This is a genomic window from Micromonospora sp. NPDC049044 (genome assembly GCF_040649215.1).
In the GTDB taxonomy this organism is placed as follows: Bacteria; Actinomycetota; Actinomycetes; order Mycobacteriales; family Micromonosporaceae; genus Micromonospora.
The window spans coordinates 43,849-62,912 of record NZ_JBEZFA010000043.1 but is presented as its reverse complement, the minus strand read 5'-3'; the positions used below and the strand labels follow the sequence as shown (position 1 = coordinate 62,912).

The following is a 19,064-nucleotide window of genomic DNA, read 5'->3' as shown; positions in this document are numbered from 1 at the left end:
GCGTCAGCGCCCGCATCGCCCAACGCATCCTGGCCCTGACCGCCGCCATCTGGCACAACCGCAACACCGGCCAACCCATCACCCGATCCCTGATCACCTACGACCACTAACCAGGGTTAGGACTTACTCGTCTAGACCCGGACAGGTCGGCGTCGACACTGTCACACCCGAGCTGGGACCGTCTCGCCGAGGCCCCGGCTCGGGGAGCAGTCGGGGCAACACGCGCCCTCAACGGCCTAGAACCGCACCCGACGACGGGGGGCGACCGCAGGGGCGGCTGTCACTTCAGGTGGGCGGCGAGCGGGATGTTCTGCGCCCTGAGGGCGGTGGCGATCACGCCGGCGATCTGTCTGGCGCCGGCCGCCTCGAAGTGGGTGTGGTCGTTGCAGAAGAACGCGCCGACCGCGCCCGTCGAGTAGTCGCCGTTGTTCGGGCACAGCCTCAGCGTGTTGTAGAGCGCCACACTCTTCGCGTGCAGGTCGGTGACCGGTACGCCGTTGGTGGCGGCCGCAGCCGTCGTCTCGGTGACGAAACCACGATTGCCGACAGCGGTGCCGCCGCTGCACGTGATCGCCGCGACCGGGGTGACGAAGATCGGCTTCGCCCCTCTGGCTCTGGCGGCCGTCGCCATGACGCCGAGCAGTTCCTTGAAGCGGTTGCTGCCCACGTGTCGTGGGCAGGCGCACAGGTGATGCCGTTGAAGGACAACGACGACGGAACCGGGTTGCTGCCGCCCCACGAGCCGGAGAAGCCGAAGCTGACAGACGCGCCGGAGCCGATGGCACCGTTGTAGCTCACGTTGGTGGCGGTCACCGCCGTGCCGGTGACCGTGACGGTGGGGTTCCACGCCTGCGCCACGCCCTGCCCGGGGGCGAGGCTACCACCGACGGTCCAGCTGGTCACCGCGTCACCGAGGTTGGTGGCGACGACGTCGGCTCCGAACCCGCCGGTCCACTGGCTGGTGACCCGGTAGGCGACATCGCACGCGGGGGTGGCGGCCTGGGCGGTGGCGATCGAGCCCGCCGGCCTCGACGGTCAGGACCGTTGCCACCAGGACCACGAGACGCGATCGGCGAACAACGTGTCCTGAGTGTCCCGAGTCGGGTGCGCGGGGGCACGGGACGGTGACCAGGTGCGAAAGGCCGAATCGGCGTCATCGGATGGGGTTCCAGCCGTCGTTACCCGCTAGGTAGGCGGTGGGCGTGTACTGGGTGGCGGTGGAGGCGCTCATCTGGGGCCGGTTGGCGTTGACACCGGCGCCGGGCCCGGTGCTGCTGTACTCGGCGAACCGGGCGGTCCTCCACGAGAAGCCGGACATGTCCGTCCAGGGGTCGGTGCGGATATGCGCGCCCATCGTGACGCCCCGGTAGAGGACCTGGCCACGGGCGTTGACGTCGCCGCTCGGGTGCCACGGCCGGCCCAGATAGACGGTCCTGGCGGGAGCGTTGCTTGTCAGCGTGGTGCCCCAGAACAGATAGCCGAACTTGTTGTTGATGTCGGTGGCCGCGGCGGTGATGTAGCCGTTGTTGGACGACGAGCCGCGGGTGAGCGAGTGCACCGTGCCGTTCTGGAAGACCATGGTGCCCCGCCCGAAGATGAAGTCGACGTCTCCCTCTACATAGGAGTTACGAACGTAGAGTCGCCGGACCGAGCTGACACTTGGTGCGTTGACAAGCAGGGTGTCCTGGTTGCCGAGGATGCGGACGTTGTCGAACTGCACCCGGTCGCCGGAGGTGTTGACGGCGACGGCCTGCTCGGCGTCGAGGGTGTTGGCGGCCTCGTTGAAGTCGTTCGACATGGTCAGATTTCTGATCGTGGTGTCGTTGGCGTTGACGAAGACCGAGGCACTTCCGGACGTGCCGTACGTACCGCCACCGGGCTTGGTCTGGCCGGATGCGTGCCCTTCGACGATCACCGCCTGGGCGGCGGAGCTGCCGGCACCGACCAACGTGAGGTGGGGCTTGTCGGCGGGAATGGTGACCACGCCCCGGTAGGTGCCGGGTTTGATGGTGATGGTGACCGGAGCGCCGTTGTTCGCCGCGACACTGTCGATCGCCGCCTGCACTGTCGTGTAGTTGCCGCTGCCGTCGGCGGCCACGGTGATGGTCGCGGACGCGGACGCGGCAGAAGTCATCGAGACTGCGGCGGCCAGAGCGCACACCGTCACCACCGTCACCGAACGCACGCGAAGAATCCTGCCGGATGTGGTCATGAGCGTTCTCCCATCCCACCGGGCCTCCGCCGAAGATCATGCCGACCGGCAGACGACGACGTTAAGTGAACGCTAACATCGACAACCTAAAATATAAAGGCGGGGAGGGTGAGCCACCCGCCCAGGTGAGGGCGTGCCGCCGTCAGTAGAAGCGCATCCACGAGCCCGTCGGGCAGGCTTCTCCCGCAGCGCCACGATCCGGGGCGTCGGTGCCTGAAGTTGCCATCCGACCCGTCGTCCCTGCGGGTGGCCTCGATGTCCGGCTTCTGAGGATGGCCGACATCAGGAGGTGGTGGGGCCCAGTTCGTCGTCGATGCGTCGTCGTTCAGCGTCGCGTAGCTTCCGGTAGTGCTCCGCCCTGGTCCGGTCACCGATCTTGTCGGCGGCTTCGGTGGCGGCCTGCAGGATGACCAGGGCCAACCCGGGAACGTGCGGTGCCTGCCTCTCCGCCTCGGTGAACACCACACTGGCCAACTCGCCGTCGGCGGCGCCGGCCAGGAGGAACAGCTCCTGTATGTACATCCGACCGAGGCCCACCTCCGTCCAGCCGGCCACATCGTCGAGGGCCCGGCGGCATTCCCGCAGCGCCTCCCAGGCGGCACTGTGGCCGCCGGCTTGGCGTTCCAGCTTCGCCAGGGACAGCCATGCCGACGCGGTGTCCCACGGACTGTCGGCGTACACCAGGCTCTCCCGCTGGGCCTGGGCTGCTTCGGCGTACGCGCCGAGATCGGCCAGCTGATATCGAAGCTGGGTCAGCGTGTCCCTGTCTCGCTGACGACCCGACGCCCAGTGGTCCAGCCACTGGCGGGCGAGCGCATCGTCGCCTGTCAGTTTGGCCCGGTGCACCCACCGAAGCGGGTCCTCGGCGACCGGGTCGGCCGGGAACCAGGACCTCTTCCGCTGCCGCCACTGCGCTACCTCGTCCTCGGACACGAGAGGTTGGCCTGCGTCGTCCAACACGTACTCCAGCACGTCGTCCCGGTCGGCGTGCTCGCTGTCGCGCACGAAGTCAAGCGTGGCCTGGGTCCCGGCGGCGAACAGGTGCTCGATGTCGTAGCCACACCAGGTGTCGAAGTTGGCCCGCTTGATCTCCCAGTGCAGCCACACATCCTGTACGCGTTGCTGCTCGGCGAGCAGGAAACCGGCAAGTTCGGTCTCTTCACTCAGCCCTTGGAACGGCGCCACGCGTCGACAGACCGCCTCCTGCTCGGCCAACCACCGCAGCAGCGGCAGATCATCTCCTTGCCGGTCGTACTGCAACGCCCACAACACCATCGCCCGCCGCGCCGCGTGTCCGTCGCAGTCGTAGCCGTCGGCACCGGTGACCCGCTCGTAGCGCATCTCCTGCCACAACACCGAGGAACTCCGCATCCGGTCCAGCTCACGCCGCGCAACGTCGATCACCCGCCAAAGATCCCACCAACCGTGCACTCGTGTCACGCCGGTTCGAACCAGCAGAGGTGCTGCTGATGGGGCACCGTCACATTCCCCGCGCCGATGAGCAACTCCTCGACCTGGCGATCACCGCCAGGACCCTGGTCCGCGACGCGATCATCCCCGGGCCGAGCAGGCCCTGATCAGGGAGGACATCTGGCGGATGACCAGGAGTGAGGCTGAGCAGGCGAGCCTGCGCCGGCGGCTGGAGATCCTCTGACCAGGAGTGAGGCTGAGCAGGCGAGCCTGCGCCGGCGGCTGGAGATCCTCCGACTTCCTGCCGCGCCGCTGCGGCAGGCGGGTACGTGCTGCCGCGGGGTGACCTAGGCTCGGTGGTGTGAGCGAACCCAGGATCGCTGGGCTCCTGTTGGCGGGCGGCGCGGGGCGCCGGTACGGGATGCCGAAGGCGCTTGTCGTCGTCGACGGTCGCCAACTGGTGGAGCGTGGTCTCGCAACGCTGCGTGACGGGGCCTGCGATCCGGTCGTCGTGGTGTTGGGTGCGGAGGCGCAGCAGGTGCGTGCCCGTACCGACCTGTCCGGCGCAACGGTGACTGACAATCCCAAGTGGCACACCGGCATGGGGTCCTCCCTGCGGGTGGGGCTGGCCGCATTGGCGACGTTCCCGGTGGACGCGGTCGCCGTGCTGCTTGTCGACACACCCGGCGTCACCGCAGCCGCGGTCCGGCGCCTGCGCGGGTTCGGCGGCCGCGTCGGGCTGGCGGTCGCCACGTACCACGGTCAGCCCGGACATCCGGTACTGCTTGGGCGCGACCACTGGTCGGCGGTGTCGGCCCTGGCTGTCGGCGACGTGGGCGCACGCCGCTACCTCGCGGCGCATGGCGAACTGGTGACCCATGTGCCCTGCGAGGACATCGCCGACGGCACCGATCTCGACGTTCCACCGGACCTCTGAGAATGGGGAAGGTGGGCCTCGGCGACTGCGCTACTGCCGCTTCGCGTGCGTCACCTACTCGCGGCACCGAGCTGGCCGGACCTCTGCCGATAAGACAATTCTTCGAGATGCCGCGGACAGTGCATGAAACGCCGAACGGCGGCCCGCTGAATCAGTCGGGCCGCCGTTCGCAGAGCGTGGATCAGAGCGGACGGATGTTCTCCGCCTGCGGGCCCTTCTGGCCCTGAGTGATGTCGAACTCCACCTTCTGGTTCTCGTCGAGGCTGCGGAAGCCGCTCGCCGAGATCGCGGAGAAGTGGGCGAAGACATCGGCGCCGCCGTCGTCCGGGCTGATGAAGCCGAAGCCCTTGTCGGCGTTGAACCACTTCACGGTGCCTGTAGTCATGTCTGCTCCTTCGCAGGCTGTCAGAGACCGCACTGTGCGGACCCTTACGCCGCTGCGTTGATCACCCGCGTCGAAACGACACGAAAAACGAAAAGCGCCTGGATGGGTTTCAGATGCCCCATCAGGCGCCGGAAAACGTCTACGGAAATCAAAACTGCAACACGGTTACCGTAGCACACGAGGCTGGCCCGGTACGCTGCCGCCACTGCCCGCCAGCTCCGAAAGTCCAATCCGGAACGGCTCAGCAGCGAATAATCCTCCGCGTCGGACGTCGGCTTCGTCAATCATGAGCAGGTGACGCGCACCGAGAGCTACACGCTGGCCGGGTTCGTGGCTGGCTTCCGCTGGATGCCAGCCAGAGCGGACTGGACCGCCGACCTATCGCCCGCCGTCCCCACGGTCAGCGACTGTCTCGTCGACCTTCTCCCGGCCGACCAGGACATCGAACCGTGGCAACAGCCTCTGTTCGAGCCATGGCAACGGTCCTTCCAGCAGGCAGCCAATGCCGTCAGGCGTGCGCCTTCGGACCCCCGCACCGCGCACGTGCTGAGCATGAGCGTGACGACAACGGTCGCCACCGAGCTGGCCACCATGATCGAGGAGTGGATCGGCGACCTTCCGCATCCAATCCGGATGAACCTCGCGCAACCAGCGGCCGCCCCACCCGGCACGATTCTCGGATTCGAGGTGCTCGGCTTTATCGACGGCCGCTTCCACAGCTGGCTCTGCTACCGGCTGGATACCCAGGCACTCGACAAACTCGGCATCCGGCCGGGGCACAGTGCGCTGCTGACCACCCTCGACGATGCGCAGCGGGTCGCTGACATGGCCAACAACAACCACGGCACCCATGACGGCACCCCTCAGGACATCACCTGGTTTCCCGCACTCATCACCGAGCACTCGACGAGGACATCGGCAGTTCACCAGAACCAGCCGGCCCGCCCAGCGTAAGGGCCGAACGGAGGCGTGAGGCCCGTCCTCACCACCCATCCGGAGACGGCATCAGCTGTCGAGCGCGTCGGCCAGGCGCCGCGCCTCGGCGACCAGCCGACTGGACCCGCCGCGGGCGGCGACCTCGGCCAGTCCGGGTACGTCGATTCGGGCGCCGGTGGCACCTGCCGTTTCCGCCGCCAGCGTCAACAGGTCCGGGGTGCCGCGTGGGGTCTTCGGCGCCGCGAGGAGTGCGGGCAACGCGGCGGCGAGCACGCGCCAGGTACTGAGCGGCGCACCGGCGGCGGACGCGTCGCGCAGCGGCTGCAGGGTGCGGGTCAGCGTGAGGTCACCGACGGCGGCGAGGGTGCCGAGGTGGGCGCCGACAGTGGGAGCGTCCAGGTCGCCGGCGGCGGCCAGCATGAGGAGCGCGTCAACGGCGGCGACCCGGTCGGACTCGTGGCGGGCACCCAGGCCGTACGCGAGGGCGAGGGCGACGGCGGGACCGCCGTCGCCGCCGCACTCGGCGAGCAGCGGCAGGATCGCGGCCCCGCCGGGCAGGTCCTGGTCGGCGGCGCTGGCGATGTCGGGCAGCGCGTACGCCGCGACAAGTCCCCGGTAGCCGGGCAACACGGCAGGCCAGAGCAGGGCCGAACCGCCGAAGAGACGGTCCGTGGTTCCGGCCGGCACGGTGAGCAGGCCGAACGGGTCGTCGACGCCCTCCGGCGGGCTGACCAGCACGTGCGTCCGCTGCCGGGGCAGGTCGTCGTACCCCCAGTCGTAGCTCTGTCGGCGCTCCCGGCGGGGCACGGTGACCACCCGCTGCTCCGGTGTCGGCAGGCCTCCGGCGCGCAGCCAACCGGCGAGCCGGTCACCGGCGGGCGTGCCGAGCGCCGCCGCCCGGGCCGCGAGGGGTTCGTCGACTCGCGCGGGCAGCCGCAGCAGGGCCTGCGTGAGGTCCATCTGCCACGCGCCGTGCTCGCCGAGCCGGGTCAGGCGGTCGTACAGCGCCTCGGGGTCGATGGCGCCGTTTGCCCTGGTCGGGGCCGCGAGCAGACCGGGGTGCCGGGGCGGGCCAACGCGGTCACCGATCTCGGCGAGCCGGGCGCGCAGCAGCCGGTGCGGCGGGGGCACCCGTGGATCGAGGGACGGTCCGCCCGGGGTGCGGCGGCGCGTCGCCGCCAGCATCGCGACCCACCGTCCCCGCCTGGTGCCCCCCTCGACCGGGTCGGCCGCCGCGTGCAGCACCCCGCCGAGCAGACCGCACAGGCAGCACGGATCCCACGGGTGTTCCTCCGCACCGGTGCGGCGCCGTCGCAGCACGGGGGTCAGGGCATCTTTCAGCCGCGCCCGGTCACCACTGGCGAGCCGTACGACAGCGTCGAGGACCCGCTCCAGAGCGGACGCCGTCGTCGGGCCGCCGCGCAGGGAGGCGACCTCCTCGGCCAGTTCGTCCGGGTCGGTGATGGCCGGTGGCGCGGGCAGCGGGGCGGCCGGTGGCGGCAGGTCGTCGCCCACCGCATTGATGACGATCCGTGGGGCGACCACGTGCCCGTGCCGGGCGGCCAGCGTGCCGGCCCGGTCGCGGATGTCTGCCGCCGCGTGGTCGACAGCTGTCGCGATGACCTCGGCGATCTCCGCCGTCCGGTCGGGATGCCGGCGGGCGAGCTGGTCCAGCCAGCCGAGCTGGGTGCGGACCAGCGCCTTGTCGGGCCGGACGAGGACGGCCCGCGACGCGTCCAGCAGCCCGTCGATTTCCAGGCCGTCGAGAGCCCGCAGCGTTCTCTGCGCCATCGACGCGACGGACCCGGGGGCGTCGGCGAGCAGGCGCAGATAGTCTCCGCGATGCTTGTCGACCTCGCCGGGGGTGGGCTCCAGCAGGGCGTGCAGGGTGACGAACACGCGCAACGCGGACGGCCGGTCGCCGCGTAGCAGACGGCTCAGGCAGCCCTCGTGCAGCATCGTCCGGTCCAGGCGGCCCTCGCCGGCCAGCTGCGCCAGTGCGCTCGGCAGGGCGAGCTTCTCGTCGGTCATGAACTCGTCGAAGGACATCCGCGTCCCGGCGCCGTCCACCTCGAACAGACGCGGGACCAGGGCGTCGAGGAACACGTCCGCCCGGAGCCGGTCGACCAGCGGGACCGGTCGTTGCCGCTCCGGCGGCCACGCCATCCGGGCGAGCCATCCCTCCACGAACTGGTCACCCGTGGGTGCGGCCGCCTTCTCGGCGGTGAGCAGTTCGGCGACGAACTCCCAGCCGTCCGCCGGGTCGTCCCGGCGGAGCCGATCCGCCAGCCGGTATGCCAACTCTGCCAGCCACGACACCCCGCGCGTCCGCGCGACCTGGACCACCAGCCCGGCATCGGCGCGCCGCAGCGACACGTTGCGCCGGCCGAGCAGCTCGGCCGCTGCGGCGGCGCTGGGCAGGCACCCGACCGCGGCCACCGCCAGGGCCGCCGCCTTGTCGTTCCACCACCAGGTGTCGCGCCGCCGGCGCACGTGGGCCACCAGCCCGTCGGCCAACGAACGCCGCCCCGGCTCGTCGAGGCCGGTGACCGCGTCGACGGCCGCGTCGACGTTGCCCCGGACCAGGAACTCGAATGGATCGGTCATGCTCCAACCTCCGCCGCGGTGCCCACCATCGTCGTGGCCAGCGCATGCTTGCACGGCCCGCGCTGACCGCGGTGCCGCGCCCACCAGGGGCAGGAGCAGGTGTACGAGCCATCCGCCCGGCGGCGGACCCGGTAGACCTCGTCCCCGTGGCGTACGGTCGCCGCCTCGCCGTCGCGCGTGACAGCACCGGCCTCGACGAGCGCCCGCGCCCCGACCAGCCGGGGATTGTCCCGCTCGGCCCGGCCGGCGTCGTACGGCAACACCCGGTGGAAGTAGCCCGCCTCGGCCACGTCGAAGCCGACCCGGCCGGCGGTGCCCAGCTGGGCCAGCGCGGCCCGGACCCGCTCCGCCGAGATCCCCGCCGAGGCCGCCAACGCGTGGACATCGATCGTCGGATCCCAGGACAGCAGCGCGGCGACCAGCGCGGCGTCGTCGGCGACGTCGTCCGTGGCGAGCGCGGTCAGCGCGCCACCCTCGCCGGAGAAGCCCCGGTAGGGCTCCGGCGACAGGGTCAGCGACAGCCGCAGCGCGCCGGTGTCGAGCTCCCACACGCTCGGCAGCGGCGGCGACCCGGCGCCCGCCGACGGCCCGTACACCCGCAGGGTCTTCGCGTACCGGAGCAGTCCACGCAGCGTCGCGAGCCGTCCGGCGCCGGCCAGGCACACCGCGCCGGGCACCGGACGCGACGTCAGTCGCAGCGAACGCCCGGCCGGCACCACCCAGAGCACCGACCGGTCGTTGCCCGCCGGCAGCCGGCGCAGGAAGGTGGCCCCCTCCGCCGCCGTGATCTCCGCGCGCTGTTGCATGGACGCGGCAATCAGATGGACCTCGGCGAAAGCCCGCAGCCACCGCCCGGGCAGTGGCACCTTCTTCTCCACCAGCGGACCGTCGAGAGTGGATACGGTCAGGTCGTCCGGACCCACCGACAGGTGCAGCGGGTCGATGCCGCCCACCCGGGCCAGCGCCTCCCGCAGCGGCGCGTTCACGTCGACGTTCGTGGTGCCGTGCTCGACGATGTCACCGTCGAACCCGGCCGGCACGACGTCCAGCCGCGCGTACACCCCACAGCAGCCGGAGAACGACTCGAAGCGCATCCGGTCCCGGCTGCCGGTGACCACAGGATCGAGGCTCGCCGGACTGACCGGCTGGTGATACCGGGTGCGGGCGACCTCGGCGACCGCCAAGAGCCCGGCGGCAGCCGCCGGCGGAGTGGTCAGAAAACCGGAGAAGAACCGCGGGTTGGTCGCGGGCCCGCCGCTGGTCTGCAGCGCCAGGTCACCCCGGTGCAGCGTGGACGGCTGGAGGTAGCGGTAGGTCTGCAAGGCGTTCACGGCTGCAGAACTTACGACCCACCCCCGACACGACGACTACGCTGCGAGCGTGATCAAGGGACTCCTGCTGGACTTCTACGGCACGGTGGTCGAAGACGACGACACGATCATGCAGGCGATAGCTGACCAGGTAGCCGCCGACGCCGCAACATCCGTCTCTCGAGGCCACGTCATGGACGCGTGGACCCGAGAGTACGAGGCGGTCGCCGCCGGCCCGCAGTTCCGAACGCTACGACACTGCGCGATGCGCAGCCTGGCCACGGTGATGGCCGAGGTGGGCTGCGCCGGTGACCCGGCCACACTGTGCGCGGCGCAGTTCAGGTACTGGCAGTCGCCGCCGATGCGTCCAGGTACCCGGGAGTTCCTCTCCCAGGTCACGGTGCCCATCTGCGTGGTGTCCGACGTCGACCGCGCCGACCTGGACACGGCGATGGCCCACCATGGCCTGGCCTTCGCCGCCGTCGTGACAAGCGAGGACGTCCGTGCCTACAAACCGGACCGCGCCATGTTCGCCCGCGCGCTCGCCGCGCTGGACCTGGGTGCGGACGAGGTGCTGCACGTCGGCGACTCGATGAGCGCCGACGTGTACGGGGCGCACGCGTCCGGCATCCCGGCGGTGTGGATCAACCACCGTGGGCAGGCCCTGCCGAGTGGGACACCTGTCGCAGCTGAGATTACGGACCTCACCGGCCTGATCGAACTCATCGCATAGTCACGATCCGGATGCTCTGCACCCGCCGCTGCCCTGCCGGTGTTCGGCCGGGCTGAGACCGCGTACCCGTTTGAAGGCCGCGCTGAGTGCGAATGAGCTGCCGTAGCCGACCTGGCGGGCCACCGCGCCGACGGTGGCGTCCGGTTCGCGCAACAGGTCGGCGGCCAGAGCGAGCCGCCAGTTGGTGAGGTACGCCATCGGAGGCTCGCCGACCAGTTCGGTGAACCGACGGGCCAGCACCGCCCGCGAGATACCGGTGCCGGCCGCGAGGGTGGCCACCGTCCAGGGCTTCGCCGGATGGTCATGCAACAGCCGCAACGCGCTGCCGACCACCGGATCGCCGTGCGCTCGGTACCAGGCGGGCGCCGCCGCCTCCGGCCGGGAGAACCAGGCCCGGAGTACGGCGATGAGCAGGAGGTCGAGCAGCCGGTCCAGGACCACGTCCTGCCCCGGCTCGTCCTTGGTCATCTCGTCGCCGAGCAACGGGATGAGCGGGCTGTCAAGTGCTCCGGCCGGCAGCACCAGGAGATGGGGCAGGACCCTCAGCAGCCGTTGGCTGACCTCGCCCTGCAACTGGTACGTGCCACTGAGCAGCACCGCCGACCCGTCAGCGCGTTCGCCCCAGGTCCGGAGACCCAGGTCCATCACCTCGCACAACTCGTCCCCGGTGGGCGTGGTGCTGTGCTCGCCGGGATGAATCACCGCCTGCGGCGCCGTGGCCGGGTCGTCGGCGATCGTGTACGGCTCCGGGCCACGGATGATCGCGACATCGCCGGGGCGTAGCGGCACCGGATCGCCCTGGTCCGGCACCACCCACGCTGTGCCGCGCAGCATGGTGACAAGGGTGATTGGCGCGCGATCCTGGATCCGCACCGACCAGGGTGGGTCGAACACCGACCGCATCAGGAACGCACCGCGCGCCCTCGGCCCGTCCAGCAGCCCCGCGAGCGCATCCATGCGCTCAGGTTAGCCCTGCGACGCGGGTGGTCGAGACGCCGGAACATGCGATCGAGAGTCTCGCCCATTCCCGGTGCGCTCGCCCTCGACTTGACTCGTCGGCATGACGAAGACCGCTGATGATCAGCCAATCCTCGTACTGGGCGGCACCGGCAAGACCGGGAGCCGGGTGGTGGACCGGCTCGCCGAACTCGACAGGCCGGTACGGGTCGGCTCCCGCTCCGGTGAGCCGCCGTTCGACTGGACCGACAAGCGCACCTGGGCACCCGTACTGGACGGGGTGTCGTCGGTCTACCTGGTGTACTACCCGGACCTGGCCGCGCCGGACGCCCGCGCGACGATCCGCTCGTTCACCGAACAGGCGGTGTCCGGCGGGATCCAACGGCTGGTTCTGCTTTCCGGCCGGGGCGAGGAGGAGGCCAGACTCAGCGAGCAGGTGGTCCAGGACTCCGGAGTGGCCTGGACGATCGTGCGGGCGAGCTGGTTCAGCCAGAACTTCAGCGAAGACTTCCTGACCGACCCGATACGCGGCGGCGAGGTCACCCTCCCGGCCGGGAACGTGCCGGAACCGTTCGTCGACGCCCGCGACATCGCCGACATCGTGGTCGCGGCGCTTACCGACGACAGGCACGCGGGGGAGGTCTACGAGGTGACCGGCCCGCGGCTGCTCACCTTCGCCGAGGCGACCTCGGAGATCGGCAAGGCGCTCGGTCGGGAAATCCGCTACCGATCGGTCTCGCCCGAGGAGTACGCCGCAGTGATGGCCGGGTACGACGTACCGGCGGAGCTCGTGGCGGTGCTGACCGAGCTGTTCGGCAAGGTGTTGGACGGCCGCAACGCGCAGCTCGCCGATGGTGTGCAACGGGCACTGGGTCGAAGCCCGCGCGACTTCACCGACTATGCCCGGGACGCCGCCGCCGCTGGTGCGTGGGACACGTCACCCGATGGGGACTGGGCATGAACGCCACTCTGGCTGCCTGGTCGGCGGCGGCGACAGTGGCGGTGACGGGTGCGATCACCGGTGTCTACTACGGCTTCTCGGTGGCGGTGATGCCCGGTCTGAACGCCGCCGACGCCGGCACCGCGATCCGGGCCATGACGAGCATCAACCAGAGGATCCAGAATCCGCTGTTCTTCGTCACGTTCTTCGGCCCGCTCGTCGCCGCCACGGTGACAGGTGTGTTCCTGCTGATCCTCGGGATGCGGTCGGCGGGGGTGCTGTTCCTGATCGCCGCGGGGGTGTACCTGGTGGGCGCGTTCATCCCGACGGTGGCCATCAACGTGCCGATGAACGACAACCTCGACGCCACAGGCGTACCGACCGATCCTGCGGAGGCGGTCCGGGTGTGGGCTTCCTACTCGTCGGCCTGGACGCGGTGGAACTCGGTACGCGCCGGTGCGAGCCTGATCAGCCTGTTGCTGGCTGGACTCGGGGTCTACCTCTCGGGCACGTCCTGATGACGTCGCCGTCCGGTGCGGGCTGGGTGGCCAGCTCCGGGCGGCCGGTGGGCCTGCCCCACGTGCGGCCCATCGGTCTGGATCCGCTGGTCGCAGACCAACGGGTGGGTCGCGGCATGTCCGTAGCCGTACCGGGGCGGACATCTGCCGCTGACAGCGACGCGCGACTCGACGATGGGGTCTGCCGATGGGAGCGCAGGTGACCATCACGGCGGTGGGTGATCGGCGACAGATCGCTTGACCTGCCTCGGCCAGTCCGCTCGGACAAGGATGCCGGTGGCGACCTCGGCCGGGGCACTGTCGTTCGTGACCGTGAAGTCCTCGACGGCGGTCTCGGGTGGTGAATGCTCGTGCTTGTCCAGCGCCCTGAGGTGCTGCTCGAGCTTCGACCCGGTGTCTCGTTGGCGCAGGCGGGTGCGGACGGTATCTCCGTCCGCGATCAGCCTGACCACCTGGACGTCACAGTCCGCGAGGCTCTGCACATAGCGTTCTCGCTGGGCCGCGCTGTCGATGACCGCCGAGACGACGACGAATCGTGCGCCCGCGGCCCTGAAGTTCGTCCACACGGACGCCAGGTTGGCGCACTTGAGTTCGTCGTAGAGTTGTCCACCCGCGGGGCCCACATTCGGCGGCGGCCCGAACTGGGCCAGCATGTCCGTGTCCACGACGGCCGTGACGTGGCCCGCTGCGGTCAGCGCCCGTCCGAGTGCGTCCGCCACTGTTGACTTGCCGACGCCGCCGACGCCGGTAAGAAGCAAGGCGCGACCCGCAGAGGTCTGACGGGCGTCCAGACTCGAGACGGGGCGAACCGGCGCCGTCTCGGGCGGATTCAACAGGAACCAGTAGCTGACCGTGGGGCCCTGTGCGGCCAGGCCACCGCCCAGTGACTCGTAGAGTGCCCGCGCAGGGGCGTTTGCCTCACCGGTCGTCAAGAACATCCTGGTAGCACCAGCCTGCGCACCGGCCAACATGAATGCACGCAGAAGTGCCCGCCCGATTCCCCTCCGACGGTGTTCTTGCGCCACCTCCAGTCGATGAAGGTAGAGCATCGAGGAGGCATCGGGGCGGACCAGTTGGTGGCCCCAGCACCACCCGAAGATCTCTCCCGCCTCTGCGGCCACGAAGGCCAGTGCACTGGGAGCCTCCAGGAACGTCTGGCTGCCGCCCGACACCGCGTCGAACATGTTCCTGGCACTGTCGAAAAGTCGGAGGTCGCCTGCTGCCACTCGGTTGATCACACGTCATTCTGGCCCTCGACCTGTCAAGATCACGGGGCGCCGGCGTGCACCGATCTGCCGCGACGTGCGTCGCTGGCCCTGGAGCGCGGCGCACGGACGGAGGGGTCGCGTCCGTTACCAGGTGGATGGGGTGCACCTCTGCTGCGGAACCGCCAGGGCGACGCCTACTTCGGTGTGGTCAGGGCCAGGACGTCGCACAGGTATCGGCGAAAGGCCCGGGCTGCCGGCGACCTGTCGGTGCGCCTGGTGGTGGCGTATATCTGCCTCGTCAGGCCGGTCGGCCTGGCGATCGGCAGGTAGCTCACGCCGGGCTGCGCGACGGCTGCGAGCTGCGGCACGAGCCCTACCCCGAAACCGGCGCCGACCATTGCCAGGACCATCGGGTAGCTGTGCACCCGGATGTCGACGCGGGGGTCGAAGCCGGCCGCTCGGCAGGCCATCTCGGTGGCGGCCTGGAAACCGGTGCTGGTGAGCGCGGCGACCCACGGAGTCGTGGCGAAGTCGGCGAGGTCGGCAGCCTCGGTCTCGGCGGCTGTCAGGCCTCGGGGCACGGCCAGCAACATCGGCTCCCGGTAGAGCGGCCGCTGGTCGAGTCCGCGCTGATCAGGTCGCGACAGCGGAGCGTACTCATGGGTGACCGCCAGGTCGATGGTCCCCGCCTGCACCATCGGGAGCGCCTCGGCCGACTCCAGTTCGGTGAACCGCAACTCGATGTCGGGGTGCCTCCGCCGGAAGACGGTGAGCGCCGGAATGACGAAGCTGATTCCGGCGGTGGCGAACGCCGCGATCCTGATCGTGCCACCGCGCAGGCCGGCCACGTCACGGACGGCTCGTTCAGCGTCAGCGAGCGAGCTCAGCAGCCGTCCGGCATGGTCCGCGAGAACCCGGCCCGCCTCGGTGAGCCGGACGCTGCGCGCCGACCGCTCCAGCAGCGCGGCACCGACATCGCGTTCCAGGCCGGCGAGTTGCTGGGAGGCGGCTGCGGCGGTGCAACCGGCACGTTCGGCGGCGGCAGCGATGGTGCCGGTGACCGCCACGTCGCGTAACAGGCTGAGTCGCCGATAATCGAGCATCGGAGAAGCTTATGCTCAGTGCTCGCCGTCCGGTATGGATCTATCGCTGGGCTCCCGGCACGCTGAGACGATGCCGTTCGATCCGCAGTTGCTTGCCGCGTTCACCGCCGTCACGGTCGTTGCCATGATCGCGCCTGGCCCGGACATGCTGTTCGTGCTCAGCTGCGGGATGCGCGGTGGGCCGCGGGCCGGTCTACTGGCCACCGCAGGGCTGGCCACCAGCGAGGCGATCCACGTGCTGGTCGCGGCGGCCGGTCTGACCGCCCTGTTCACGGCGGTGCCGCAGGCGTTCACATTGCTGCGTATCGCCGGTGCGGTGTACCTGGCGTACCTCGGCATCCAGATGATCCGGCAGCGCGGCGACATGATCCCCGGGACGGAGGCAGCCGGAGTGTCCGGTCGGCGCGCCTACCTCAGCGGTTTCCTGACCAACCTCTCCAATCCCAAGATGATCGCGTTCTCGGTGGCCTTTCTACCGCAGTTCGTCGATCCAGCACTCGGTTCCGTCTGGGTCCAGTTCGCCGTTCTCGGGCTGATCCTGATCGCGCTGGAGTTCGTGGTGGACGGCGCTGTCGGAGTGTTCGCCGGCCGGATCGGAACGTGGCTGCGGCATCGCCGCACGCTGAGTCGTCGCATCGACGCAGTCACCGGCGGCGTTCTCATCGCCCTCGGCCTACATCTGGCCGCCGAACGGTAGGAACCTGACGAGATGTGGACGTTCCTATTTCAGTCGGGGCCGGCGGGCCGTGTGTAGGGGAGGGCACCGTGAAACGGCGCGTCGGATGCACTGCGGGTTCTGCGGTTGAAGCGGCTAGCCACGTATCTTCCGCGCCGCAGGGGGATGGGCTGTGCCGATCATTCGCCCCAGTCGAGCTGATGCTCTGGCACGCCGTTCAGTCTTCCGTACTGCACTGCGGCGTCCCTACCGGCGTGATCGCCAACGGTGTAGTGGAACACCCGCCCCGGATAGACGATCACATGATCCGTGCCGACGCGAAAGTCGGCGTACCAGCCCTGGCCGTCCGCGAGCGACCCGGCCAACGCCTCGGCCAGTTCATCCGCCGCCTCGTCCGGCGCTTCCACGTCCAGTAACGTCCAAACTGCTGGCTGCTGCGGTGCCCGCGACCCAGCGACGTCCTCACGAGCGATCCGGACTATCCGGAGCCCGGGCACCTGGATGTCACAACCAACGCGAAGGCTTTCGGCCAAGATCCGTCCGATCAGCATCGGCACATGCTGGCAGACACGCCGAAGAGACGCACTCTCAGTGGCCTGACCGCGATCGTGCCGAACGTCAGGTGGGCCGAAACCTGAGACCTTCGCGGAACCAGGAGACGGCCGGAGCGTAACCGGTCGCTGAGCACGAGGCGAACGCCGGACGCAACGGGGATGAGGGACGGACCCGAGCTTCTGATCAGGTCACCATGCCGGGCGGTGCGGGCCGGGTCAGGTGCCCCCGGCCTACCGAGTCGACGGGCCCATACGAGGGCACGGAGCCAGGTCGGCGACCTCGGCCGGTGGCAGCGGGTGCCCGGGAGCAGCTCGCACGTCGTAGACATAATTTATTAAATAATATTGACACTCGCGGTAACGGCTTGCAAGATCGATCGAAACAACCCAGGAGTACGGGCCTGCCCACTGCTGTGAAGGAACCCCCTCGTGAGACGACATCTGATCGCCGCCCTGTCCGCCGTCACGGCCAGCCTGCTGATCGTGCCCGCCCCGGTCCACGCCGCAGCCGCGAACGACGCTGCGGTAGCCGCCGACCATGCACCCCAGCAGGTGCTCAGCCCGACGCCCTACCAGGGCTGGAACACCTACTTCGGCCTCGGCGGCGACTTCTCCGAGGAGTCCGTACGGGAGGTCGCCGACTCGATCGTCAGCCGTGGCCTGGCCAGGGCCGGCTACGACATCGTCTGGCTGGACGGCGGCTGGCAGGACCCGGAGCCGCGGACGGCCGCCGGTGACCTGCAGGCCGACCGGAGTCGCTTCCCGAAGGGGCTCAAGCCGCTCGTCGACTACATCCACGCCAAGGGGCTGAAGGCGGGCATCTACACCGACGCCGGCCCGTACATCCCCGGCAAATGTGGGCTCGGCAGCGGCGGCGGCTACTACCAGCGCGACGCGGACCACTTCGCCGCCCTGGAGTTCGACGCGGTGAAGGTGGACTTCCTCTGCGGGATCGCCGCCGACCTGGACCCGAAGACCGCCTACACCGAGTTCGCCCGGGCGCTGCGGAACAACGCCAGCAAGCGACCGATCATCTTCAACCTGTGCAATCCGGTGACCTCCCCGGACTGGGGCAACTACCCGGAGCAGCAGCAGTCCACGTACTCCTGGAGCTATGCCCCGCAGATCGCGCAGTCCTGGCGGACCTACACCGACGTGGGCTTCGTCGGTGACATCAAGTTCAAGGACGTGCTGCGCAACTACGACGCGAACGCGCGACACCCCGAGGCCGCCGGACCGGGTCACTTCAACGACCCGGACTACCTGGCTCCCGGGCTCGGCATGTCCGAGGAGGAGTTCCGTACCCAGATGACGCTCTGGTCCGCGGCCGCCGCCCCGCTGGTGATCGGCAGTGACATCCGCAAGCTCAGCCAGGCCTCGATCGACACGCTCACCGACCCCGAGGTGCTGGCGATCAACCAGGACCCGGCCGGTGTCCAGGCCGTACGCGTCGGCCCCGCCGGCACGACCGAGACCTGGGTCAAGCGCCTGGCCAACGGTGACCGGGCCGTCGTGCTGCTCAACCGCGGTGAGAGCTCGACAATCATCACCACGAAGGCGGCGTCCGTCGGCCTGTCCGGAGCCCGCTTCACCGTCCGGAACGCGTGGACCAACCAGGTCACCGAGAGCGCGGGCACCCTCAGCGCCGCGGTTCCGGCACACGGTGCCGCGCTGCTCCGGGTGGCTCCGGCGCGGGGTCTGCCGGGTGCTCCGCACGTGACAGTGGGTCTTCCGCAGGTCACGAAGGTCGGTAACTCCGCCACGCCGGAGGGGACCGCGCCCGTGGTCGGTGGCGGGGACCAGGCGCGGGTCGAGGTTGTCGTCCGCAACGACGGCCTGCTGCCCGTCCTCAAGCCGCAGGTCCGGCTCACCGCGCCGGCCGGCTGGACGGTCCGGGCACTCAGCGGGGCGCCGATCCTGCTCGCTCCCGACCGGTCCACCACCTTCGCCTTCACGGTGACCCTGCCGGCCACCGCCGCCGCCGGGGCTGCCGCGCTTACCGCCGCCACGTCCTACGAGGTGGTCGGGCGCGACACGTCACGCCAGACGTCGGTGTCGTCGGTGCTTGTCGCCCCGGCGCCGCCGACCGGTGACGTCGTGCTGTCCCACCACACCTGGATCAGCGCCACCAGCGGCTGGATGACCCCGACTGTCGACCAGAGCGTCGGCGGCGGGTCACCGATCAGCATGATCGGCCAGGTATACCCGACCGGCCTCGGCGTCGCCTCGCCCTCCACGGTCCGTTACTACCTGGGCGACAGGTGCGACAGGCTGACCGCGACCGTCGGCCTGGACGACGCGGTACGCAACGTCGGTCCCGAGGGAGCCACCTCGACCTTCCAGGTGGTCGGCGACGGTCGGGTCCTGTTCGACAGCGGTGTGCTGACCCGTGACGACATTCGTCAGGTCGACGTCGACCTGACCGGCGTACGGGTGCTCGACCTGCTGGTCGGCGACGGCGGCGACGGTGGTTACAACGACCGCGCCAACTGGGCCGGCCTGAACGCCACCTGCTGACGCCCCGGACACTCCTCGCGTGATCGAAGCTCCGGCCCCGGGTTGAGCCCGGGCCGGAGCT

Annotated in this window: 18 protein-coding genes and 1 pseudogene; 8 read left to right on the top strand and 11 right to left on the bottom strand. The window is 69.9% G+C overall.

The genetic code is table 11. The features are described from left to right. Positions 1–280: 280 nt before the first annotated feature. From AB0B85_RS28115 to AB0B85_RS28100, 4 genes and pseudogenes are all read right to left on the bottom strand, one after another. A complete protein-coding gene (locus AB0B85_RS28115) occupies positions 281–667 on the bottom strand; it encodes a hypothetical protein (RefSeq protein ID WP_357411976.1) in 387 nt (128 codons plus the stop codon). 77 nt (positions 668–744) lie between these two features. Continuing rightward, positions 745–1,014 (bottom strand): annotated as a pseudogene (locus AB0B85_RS28110) (cellulose binding domain-containing protein); the annotation flags it as partial. A gap of 139 nt (positions 1,015–1,153) precedes the next feature. Continuing rightward, on the bottom strand, positions 1,154–2,185 hold the full coding sequence (locus AB0B85_RS28105) for a pectinesterase family protein (RefSeq protein WP_357411975.1): 1,032 nt from the start codon (positions 2,183–2,185) through the stop codon (positions 1,154–1,156). Between the two features lie 309 nt (positions 2,186–2,494). Beyond that, positions 2,495–3,616, bottom strand: a complete 1,122-nt coding sequence (locus tag AB0B85_RS28100; protein WP_357411974.1) for a hypothetical protein — start codon at positions 3,614–3,616, stop codon at positions 2,495–2,497. A gap of 29 nt (positions 3,617–3,645) precedes the next feature. On the opposite strand from AB0B85_RS28100, the gene AB0B85_RS28095 reads away from it, so the two are divergent. Together AB0B85_RS28095 and AB0B85_RS28090 are read left to right on the top strand one after the other, a co-directional pair. After that, positions 3,646–3,789: a hypothetical protein gene (locus AB0B85_RS28095; protein WP_357411973.1), complete on the top strand. Its 144-nt coding sequence runs from the start codon at positions 3,646–3,648 to the stop codon at positions 3,787–3,789. 194 nt (positions 3,790–3,983) lie between these two features. Continuing rightward, entirely contained in the window at positions 3,984–4,559 is a 576-nt protein-coding gene (locus tag AB0B85_RS28090) for a nucleotidyltransferase family protein (protein WP_357411972.1), read from the top strand. 181 nt (positions 4,560–4,740) lie between these two features. Here AB0B85_RS28090 and AB0B85_RS28085 read toward each other — a convergent pair whose 3' ends face one another. Beyond that, on the bottom strand, positions 4,741–4,944 hold the full coding sequence (locus AB0B85_RS28085) for a cold-shock protein (protein ID WP_013283833.1): 204 nt from the start codon (positions 4,942–4,944) through the stop codon (positions 4,741–4,743). 294 nt (positions 4,945–5,238) lie between these two features. Between AB0B85_RS28085 and AB0B85_RS28080 the strand changes: the two genes are divergently transcribed. After that, positions 5,239–5,898 (top strand): hypothetical protein, encoded by a 660-nt coding sequence (locus tag AB0B85_RS28080; protein ID WP_357411971.1) that lies wholly within the window; start codon positions 5,239–5,241, stop codon positions 5,896–5,898. Positions 5,899–5,949: 51 nt separating this feature from the next. On the opposite strand, the gene AB0B85_RS28075 is transcribed toward AB0B85_RS28080, so the two are convergent. Beyond that, positions 5,950–8,487, bottom strand: coding sequence for a DUF6493 family protein (locus AB0B85_RS28075; protein WP_357411970.1), 2,538 nt, complete (start codon positions 8,485–8,487; stop codon positions 5,950–5,952). Continuing rightward, the gene (locus AB0B85_RS28070) at positions 8,484–9,818 is read right to left on the bottom strand and encodes an SWIM zinc finger family protein (RefSeq protein ID WP_357411969.1); all 1,335 of its coding nucleotides are present in this window, start codon (positions 9,816–9,818) and stop codon (positions 8,484–8,486) included. Before AB0B85_RS28070 ends, AB0B85_RS28075 begins: the two co-directional genes overlap by 4 nt. Positions 9,819–9,867: 49 nt before the next feature. Between AB0B85_RS28070 and AB0B85_RS28065 the strand changes: the two genes are divergently transcribed. Further along, a complete protein-coding gene (locus tag AB0B85_RS28065) occupies positions 9,868–10,530 on the top strand; it encodes an HAD family hydrolase (RefSeq protein ID WP_357411968.1) in 663 nt (220 codons plus the stop codon). Here AB0B85_RS28065 and AB0B85_RS28060 read toward each other — a convergent pair whose 3' ends face one another. Next, complete coding sequence (locus AB0B85_RS28060) at positions 10,531–11,487, bottom strand: AraC family transcriptional regulator (RefSeq protein ID WP_357411967.1); 957 nt, start codon at positions 11,485–11,487, stop codon at positions 10,531–10,533. A gap of 103 nt (positions 11,488–11,590) precedes the next feature. Here AB0B85_RS28060 and AB0B85_RS28055 point away from each other — a divergent pair, with 103 nt between their 5' ends. Then, entirely contained in the window at positions 11,591–12,448 is an 858-nt protein-coding gene (locus tag AB0B85_RS28055; RefSeq protein WP_357411966.1) for an NAD(P)H-binding protein, read from the top strand. Continuing rightward, complete coding sequence (locus tag AB0B85_RS28050; RefSeq protein WP_357411965.1) at positions 12,445–12,945, top strand: anthrone oxygenase family protein; 501 nt, start codon at positions 12,445–12,447, stop codon at positions 12,943–12,945. The genes AB0B85_RS28055 and AB0B85_RS28050 overlap by 4 nt, the downstream gene beginning before the upstream one ends. 206 nt (positions 12,946–13,151) lie before the next feature. Here the strand turns inward: AB0B85_RS28050 and AB0B85_RS28045 are convergent, their stop codons facing one another. Both AB0B85_RS28045 and AB0B85_RS28040 read right to left on the bottom strand, forming a co-directional pair. Beyond that, a complete protein-coding gene (locus AB0B85_RS28045) occupies positions 13,152–14,129 on the bottom strand; it encodes a GNAT family N-acetyltransferase (RefSeq protein WP_357411964.1) in 978 nt (325 codons plus the stop codon). Between the two features lie 218 nt (positions 14,130–14,347). Continuing rightward, positions 14,348–15,256, bottom strand: coding sequence for a LysR substrate-binding domain-containing protein (locus AB0B85_RS28040; RefSeq protein ID WP_357411963.1), 909 nt, complete (start codon positions 15,254–15,256; stop codon positions 14,348–14,350). A 70-nt stretch (positions 15,257–15,326) separates the two neighbouring features. Between AB0B85_RS28040 and AB0B85_RS28035 the strand changes: the two genes are divergently transcribed. Next, positions 15,327–15,953, top strand: coding sequence for a LysE family translocator (locus tag AB0B85_RS28035; protein WP_357411962.1), 627 nt, complete (start codon positions 15,327–15,329; stop codon positions 15,951–15,953). 158 nt (positions 15,954–16,111) lie between these two features. Here the strand turns inward: AB0B85_RS28035 and AB0B85_RS28030 are convergent, their stop codons facing one another. Continuing rightward, positions 16,112–16,483, bottom strand: coding sequence for a hypothetical protein (locus tag AB0B85_RS28030; RefSeq protein WP_357411961.1), 372 nt, complete (start codon positions 16,481–16,483; stop codon positions 16,112–16,114). Between the two features lie 432 nt (positions 16,484–16,915). On the opposite strand from AB0B85_RS28030, the gene AB0B85_RS28025 reads away from it, so the two are divergent. Next, positions 16,916–19,003: an NPCBM/NEW2 domain-containing protein gene (locus AB0B85_RS28025; protein ID WP_357411960.1), complete on the top strand. Its 2,088-nt coding sequence runs from the start codon at positions 16,916–16,918 to the stop codon at positions 19,001–19,003. Positions 19,004–19,064: the final 61 nt, after the last annotated feature.